Source organism: Micrococcus sp. LASM2_SD2 (genome assembly GCF_057364565.1).
Window position 1 is genome coordinate 1 of the sequence record NZ_JBNFOB010000144.1, and the last position, 6,118, is coordinate 6,118.

Consider the following 6,118-nt stretch of genomic DNA (forward strand, 5'->3'; position numbering starts at 1 on the left):
CCGGCGCGACCCGGTGCGGCGGCCGTCGCCGCCGTCTTCGGCGGCGGGCGAACTCCGCCCGCGCGCGGGCGGTGACCCGACCCCGCCACGAAACGTAGGCTGACCGTATGCGCCACGCGAAGATCATTGCCACCTTCGGACCCGCCACCGACTCCGACGACGTGACCCGCCGACTCATCGAGTCCGGCGTCGACGTCGCCCGACTGAACATGAGCCACGGCGACCACGCCGTGCATGAGATCGCCTACGAACGGGTCCGCCGCCTCGCCGTGGAGGTGAAGCACCCGGTGGCGATCTTCGCGGACCTGCAGGGGCCGAAGATCCGCCTCGGCCGCTTCGCCGACGGCCCGCACCACCTCGAGGAGGGGGACCGCTTCACCGTCACCACCCGGGAGGTCGAGGGCACCGCCGAGCTCTGCGGCACCACCCACAGGGGCCTGCCGGGGGACGTCGCCCCCGGCGACGTGCTGCTGGTGGACGACGGCAAGGTCCGCCTGCGGGCCGTCGAGGTCACGGACACGGACGTCGTGACCGAGGTCGAGGTCGGCGGCGCCGTGTCCGACCACAAGGGCATCAACCTGCCGGGCGTGGCCGTGAACGTGCCCGCCCTGTCCCGGAAGGACGAGGACGACCTGCGCTGGGCGCTGCGCATCGGCGTGGACATGATCGCCCTGTCCTTCGTCCGTGACGCCGCCGACGTCGCCCGCGTCCACGAGATCATGGACGAGGAGGAACGCCGGATCCCCGTGATCGCGAAGATCGAGAAGCCGCAGGCGGTGGAGAACCTGGAGGCCATCGTGGACGCGTTCGACGCAGTCATGGTGGCCCGCGGTGACCTGGGCGTGGAACTGCCCCTCGAGGACGTCCCCGTGGTCCAGAAGCGCGCGATCGAGCTCGCCCGTCGGTGGGCCAAGCCCATCATCGTGGCCACGCAGGTGCTGGAGTCCATGATCGAGAACCCCCGGCCGACCCGTGCGGAGGCCTCGGACTGCGCCAACGCCGTGCTGGACGGCGCGGACGCGGTCATGCTCTCCGGGGAGACCTCGGTGGGCGCCTACCCGGTGGAGACCGTGCAGACGATGGCGCGCATCATCGAGTCCACGGAGACCAACGGCCTGGAGCGGATCGACCCGCTGACCGCCCAGCCGCGCACCCGCGGCGGGGCCATCACCCGTGCGGCCGTGGACATCGCCCAGCAGCTGGACATCCCGTTCCTGGCGACCTTCACCCGCACCGGCGACTCCGCGCGCCGGATCTCGCGCCTGCGCCCGAAGCAGCCGGTGTACGCCTACACGCACGTGGAACACACGCACAACATCCTCTGCCTGGCCTGGGGCGTGTTCCCCAAGATGGTGCCGTTCGTGGAGACCACGGACGAGATGACCGGACAGGTGGACCGTTCGCTGCTCTCCGAGGGCATCGCGGAGGAGGGCCAGTTCGTGGTGATCGCCGCGGGCTCGCCCCCGGGACAGGCCGGCACCACCAACACCCTGAAGGTGCACAAGGTGGGGGACCCGCACGACGCCGGCGGCCGCCTCGACGACTCGCACCGCGAGCCGGTCGGCAAGTGGGAGCTCGCCGCGGAGAACTGAGCCGCCGGCGGGCGTCAGCCCAGCTGGTCCACCACGGTCTGGGCGACCTCGCGCATCGTCAGGCGGCGGTCCATGGAGGTCTTCTGGACCCACCGGAAGGCCTCCGGCTCGGACAGGTCCATGTGGGACTGCAGCAGCGCCTTCGCGCGCTCGACGAGCTTGCGGGTCTCGAAGCGCTCGGAGAGGTCCTTGACCTCCGCCTCGAGGCTGCGCAGCTCGTCGAAGCGGGCGACCGCCAGCTCGATGGCCGGCACCAGGTCCGCCTCGGTGAAGGGCTTGACCACGTAGGCCATGGCGCCGGCGGACCGGGCCCGCTCCACGAGCTCACGCTGGGAGAAGGCGGTAAGCATGACGACCGGCGCCAGGCGCCCGGACGCGATCTCCTCGGCCGCGGACAGCCCGTCCATCACCGGCATCTTCACGTCCATCACCACCACGTCCGGGCGGTGCTCGCGGACGGCCTCCACGGCCGCACGGCCGTCGCCGGCCTCGGCGACGACCTCGTATCCGGCGCGTGAGGGACTCGACGATGTCCAGGCGGATGAGGGCCTCGTCCTCGGCGACGACGGCCCGGACCGCGGTCCGGTCGGCGGGGGAGTTCTCGGTGTTCGCAGTGTCCTCGGCGGTCATCGGGTGACGGCTCCTTCTGCTGCACGCCGCGCGGCGCACCATGACGGGGACGCACCCGGGCCACGGGTGCGGGCGCGCGGCGGTGCGCGCCGGTGGCGTCCACTCTAGTCCGCCCGGCCACGGCGGCCGAGGCGGCATGCCCACGCTGGTACTGTGGGCGTGGCCACGCCCGAATGGTGGAATCGGTAGACACGCCGCACTCAAAATGCGGTATCGAGAGATGTGTGGGTTCGAGTCCCACTTCGGGCACTGTCCGTCCCCCGGCACGGAGCGGGCACCGAGCCGGAGCGGGGACATGACGACGGCGGTGCCTCACCCGGCCGGGGTGAGGCGCCGCGTCGTGGTCCAGGGGTCCGCTCAGCCGGCCTGGCCCGGGGAGGACGGCCGGCGGCCCGCCGCCCCGGGGAGGGGAGAGGCTCAGCGCGGCTGGAGCACCATGTTGGTGATCCGGACCGTGGAGAGGCGGCGGCCCTGCTCGTCCGAGACGACGACCTCGTGGCTGACGAGGGTCCGGCCCAGCGAGAGCGCGGTGCCGACCGCGCGGACGAGCACGGAGGCGGCCGCCCGGTGGTGGGTGGCGCCGATCTCGATGCCCACCACGTTCAGGTCGGGGCCGGCGTGGACCTTCGCCGCCACTGATCCGAGCGTCTCGCCGAGCACCAGGTGGGCGCCTCCGTGCAGCAGCCCGACCGGCTGCTCGTTGCCTGCCACCGGCATGGTGGCCACGATGCGCTCGGCCGAGACCTCCTCGAAGACGATGCCCATCTTCACGGCCAGCGGGCTGATGCCCGCGCCGCCGAGCGCCCGCCGCATCTCGGCGGGGATCCCGGCGGCGTCCGCGAGGCGCTCGGTGTCCTCGGGGGAGAACTCCGGGGTGATGCCGGGGGAGAAGGAGTATCCGGACAGAGGGTGGGCGGCGTCGGCCGCGGCGCGCGTGGTGTCGGTCATGGCCACTAGGCTTGCACAGTCAGCCCTCGAGAGGAGCATCATGCCCAGCGCCGAGACCGCCGCGCAGACCGCGCAGGACACCGCACCCCGCCGCCTGCTGGTCCTGGACGGCCACTCCATGGCCTTCCGTGCCTTCTACGCCCTGCCCGCCGAGAACTTCGCCACGGACACCGGCCAGCACACCAACGCGGTCTACGGGTTCACCTCGATGCTGCTGACCATGATCCGGCAGCAGGCCCCCACCCATGTGGCGGTGGCCTTCGACCTGTCCGGCCCGACCTTCCGCTCCGAGGAGTACACGGAGTACAAGGCCGGCCGCTCCGAGACCCCCGAGGAGTTCCACGGCCAGATCGACCTGATCGGCAAGGTCATGGAGGCCCTCGGCGTCCCGACCCTCACCCTGGAGGGCTACGAGGCGGACGACATCGTGGCCACGCTCTCGGCCCGTGCCGACGCCGCCGGCTGGGAGACCTGCGTGGTCTCCGGCGACCGTGACGCCTTCCAGCTCATCTCCGACACCACCACCGTCCTCTACCCGAAGAAGGGCGTCTCGGACATCCCGCCCATGAAGGCGGCGGACGTGGAGGCCAAGTACGGGGTGCCTCCGCACCTCTACCCGGACCTGGCCGCGCTGGTGGGGGAGAAGGCGGACAACCTTCCGGGCGTGCCCGGCGTGGGTGCCGGCTTCGCCGCCAAGTGGCTCGTCAAGTACGGGGACCTGGACGGTGTGCTCGAGCATGCGGACGAGATCACCGGCAAGAAGGGCGAGGCCCTGCGGGCGCACCTGGACGACGTGCGCCGCAACCGTCGGCTCAACGCCCTCGTGCGGGACCTGGACCTGCCGATCACGGACGACGCCATGGAGCTGACCATGCCGGACCGGGAGAGGATCGCCGAGCTCTTCGACTCCCTGCAGTTCAACCGCATCCGCGAGCGCGTGTTCGAGGTCTTCTCTGAGCGGCTCGGCGCCGATGCCCCCGCCGAGGAGGTCGAGCAGGCGCCGGAGGCCGTGGCGGCGACGGACCGCGCCGGGCTCGAGGCCTTCCTCTCGCGGAACGCCGGCACGCTGCTCGGGGTGCACGTGGAGGTGGACGGTCCTGCCCTGTTGCCCCGGCGCAAGGTCCCCGTGCCCGGCGAGTACGGCGTTCCGGTGGCCCTCGGCCTCGCGGCCGAGGACGACGCGGTGGCCGTGGACCTCACCACGGCGGACGAGGACCTCGCCGCCGCCGTGTGCGAGCTCCTCGAGGACGCCGCGGTGACCAAGGCCGTATACGACCTCAAGCGCGTGCTCAAGGCACTGCGCACCGCCGGGGTGGGCGGGAGCGCCTGCGACCTGCTCGGCGTGGAGGACGACGTGTTCCTGGGCGCCTACCTGATCCAGCCGGACCGCCGGGACATCGACCTGGCCTCCCTCGCCCGCGAGGACCTGCACACCCCGCTCGAGGCCCCGGCCGAGGAGGTCGAGGGGACAGCACAGGGCGAGCTGGACCTGGACGGCGCCGGGGAGGCGGCCGAGGCCGCGGCCCGGGCCCGCAACGCCGTGCGCGCCGCATGGATCGTGCGCCGTCTCTCCGAGGACTACACCCCGCGCCTGCTGGACCGCGGTGCGCAGGCCCTGCTGCGCGAGATCGAGATCCCCCTGTCCCGGCTGCTGGCGGACATGGAGCTCGAGGGCGTGGCCGTGGACCGGGAGCACCTCGAGTCCCTGCGCGCCGACTTCACCGCGGCCGCCGACGCCGCCAAGGAGTCCGCCTGGGCCTCCGTGGCGGAGGAGACCGGCGGCATGGAGGTGAACCTGGGCTCCCCGAAACAGCTGCAGGCCGTGCTCTTCGAACACCTGGACATGCCCAAGACCCGCAAGACGAAGACCGGCTACTCCACGGACGTCGACTCGCTGAACTCGCTCCTGGAGCAGACCGGCCACCCGTTCCTCGAGAACCTCATGGCACACCGGGACGCCACGAAGCTGCGCCAGACCGTGGACGGCCTCCTGGAGACCGTGGCCGAGGACGGCCGCATCCACACGACGTACTCGCAGACCGTGGCCGCCACCGGGCGGCTGTCCTCCCTGCACCCGAACCTGCAGAACATCCCGGTGCGCACGGCCGCCGGCCGACGCATCCGCGAGGCGTTCGTGGCCGGCGAGGGCCACACCCTGCTGTCAGCGGACTACTCGCAGATCGAGATGCGGATCATGGCGCACCTGTCCGAGGACGCCGGCCTGATCGAGGCGTTCCGCACCGGGGAGGACCTGCACGACTTCGTGGGCGCCCAGGTGTTCGGCTGCGAGCCGGCCGAGGTGACCGCCGAGCAGCGGGCCAAGGTCAAGGCCATGAGCTACGGCCTGGCCTACGGGCTGAGCTCGTTCGGCCTGTCCAAGCAGCTGAACATCGGCGTGGACGAGGCCCGCACGCTCATGAAGGGCTACTTCGACCGCTTCGGCGGCGTCCGCGACTACCTGCGGGACGTCGTGGCCCAGGCCCGCAAAGACGGGTTCACCGCGACCATCGAGGGCCGCCGCCGCTACCTGCCGGACCTGAACTCGGACAACCGCCAGCTGCGGGACATGGCCGAGCGCGCCGCCCTCAACGCCCCGATCCAGGGCTCCGCGGCGGACATCATCAAGCGCGCCATGCTCGACGTCGCCGCCGGACTGGTCGAGCAGGGACTGCGCTCGCGTCTGCTCCTCCAGGTCCACGACGAGCTGATCCTCGAGGTCCCGGACGACGAGCTCGAGGCCGCCACCGCACTGCTGAAGGAGCGCATGGGGGCCGCAGCCGAGCTCTCCGTGCCGCTGGACGTCCACGTCGGACAGGGAGGGACCTGGCATGCCGCCGCACACTGACGAGAACGCACCCGCCACCACCACGACGACGGCCGCGCGCCCGGGTGCCGCCGTCGCCTCCGCCGCGGACCGCCGGGAGGAGATCGTGGGCGCCTCCGCGGCG

3 protein-coding genes, 1 tRNA gene and 1 pseudogene are annotated in these 6,118 nt (G+C 72.1%); 3 read left to right on the forward strand and 2 right to left on the reverse strand.

Annotation, left to right across the window (positions count from 1 at the left end):
- The first annotated feature begins 107 nt into the window (after window positions 1-107).
- Window positions 108-1,592 (forward strand): pyruvate kinase, encoded by a 1,485-nt coding sequence (pyk, locus tag AC2W7A_RS08335; RefSeq protein ID WP_485990949.1) that lies wholly within the window; start codon window positions 108-110, stop codon window positions 1,590-1,592.
- Window positions 1,593-1,606: 14 nt separating this feature from the next.
- Here pyk and AC2W7A_RS08340 read toward each other — a convergent pair.
- Window positions 1,607-2,222, reverse strand: a pseudogene (locus tag AC2W7A_RS08340) (ANTAR domain-containing response regulator).
- Window positions 2,223-2,389: 167 nt separating this feature from the next.
- Between AC2W7A_RS08340 and AC2W7A_RS08345 the strand changes: the two are divergent.
- Window positions 2,390-2,471, forward strand: a tRNA-Leu gene (locus tag AC2W7A_RS08345).
- A 168-nt stretch (window positions 2,472-2,639) separates the two neighbouring features.
- Here AC2W7A_RS08345 and AC2W7A_RS08350 read toward each other — a convergent pair.
- A complete protein-coding gene (locus AC2W7A_RS08350) occupies window positions 2,640-3,170 on the reverse strand; it encodes a hotdog fold thioesterase (RefSeq protein ID WP_485990950.1) in 531 nt (176 codons plus the stop codon).
- A gap of 40 nt (window positions 3,171-3,210) precedes the next feature.
- Here AC2W7A_RS08350 and polA point away from each other — a divergent pair, with 40 nt between their 5' ends.
- Entirely contained in the window at window positions 3,211-6,015 is a 2,805-nt protein-coding gene (polA, locus tag AC2W7A_RS08355; RefSeq protein WP_485990951.1) for a DNA polymerase I, read from the forward strand.
- The last annotated feature ends 103 nt before the right edge of the window (window positions 6,016-6,118 follow it).

Coding starts and splice junctions, on each gene's coding strand:
- pyk (WP_485990949.1), top strand. CDS start 108: ATGCGCCACGCGAAGATCATTGCCACCTTCGGACCCGCCACCGACTCC.
- AC2W7A_RS08350 (WP_485990950.1), bottom strand. CDS start 3,170: ATGACCGACACCACGCGCGCCGCGGCCGACGCCGCCCACCCTCTGTCC.
- polA (WP_485990951.1), top strand. CDS start 3,211: ATGCCCAGCGCCGAGACCGCCGCGCAGACCGCGCAGGACACCGCACCC.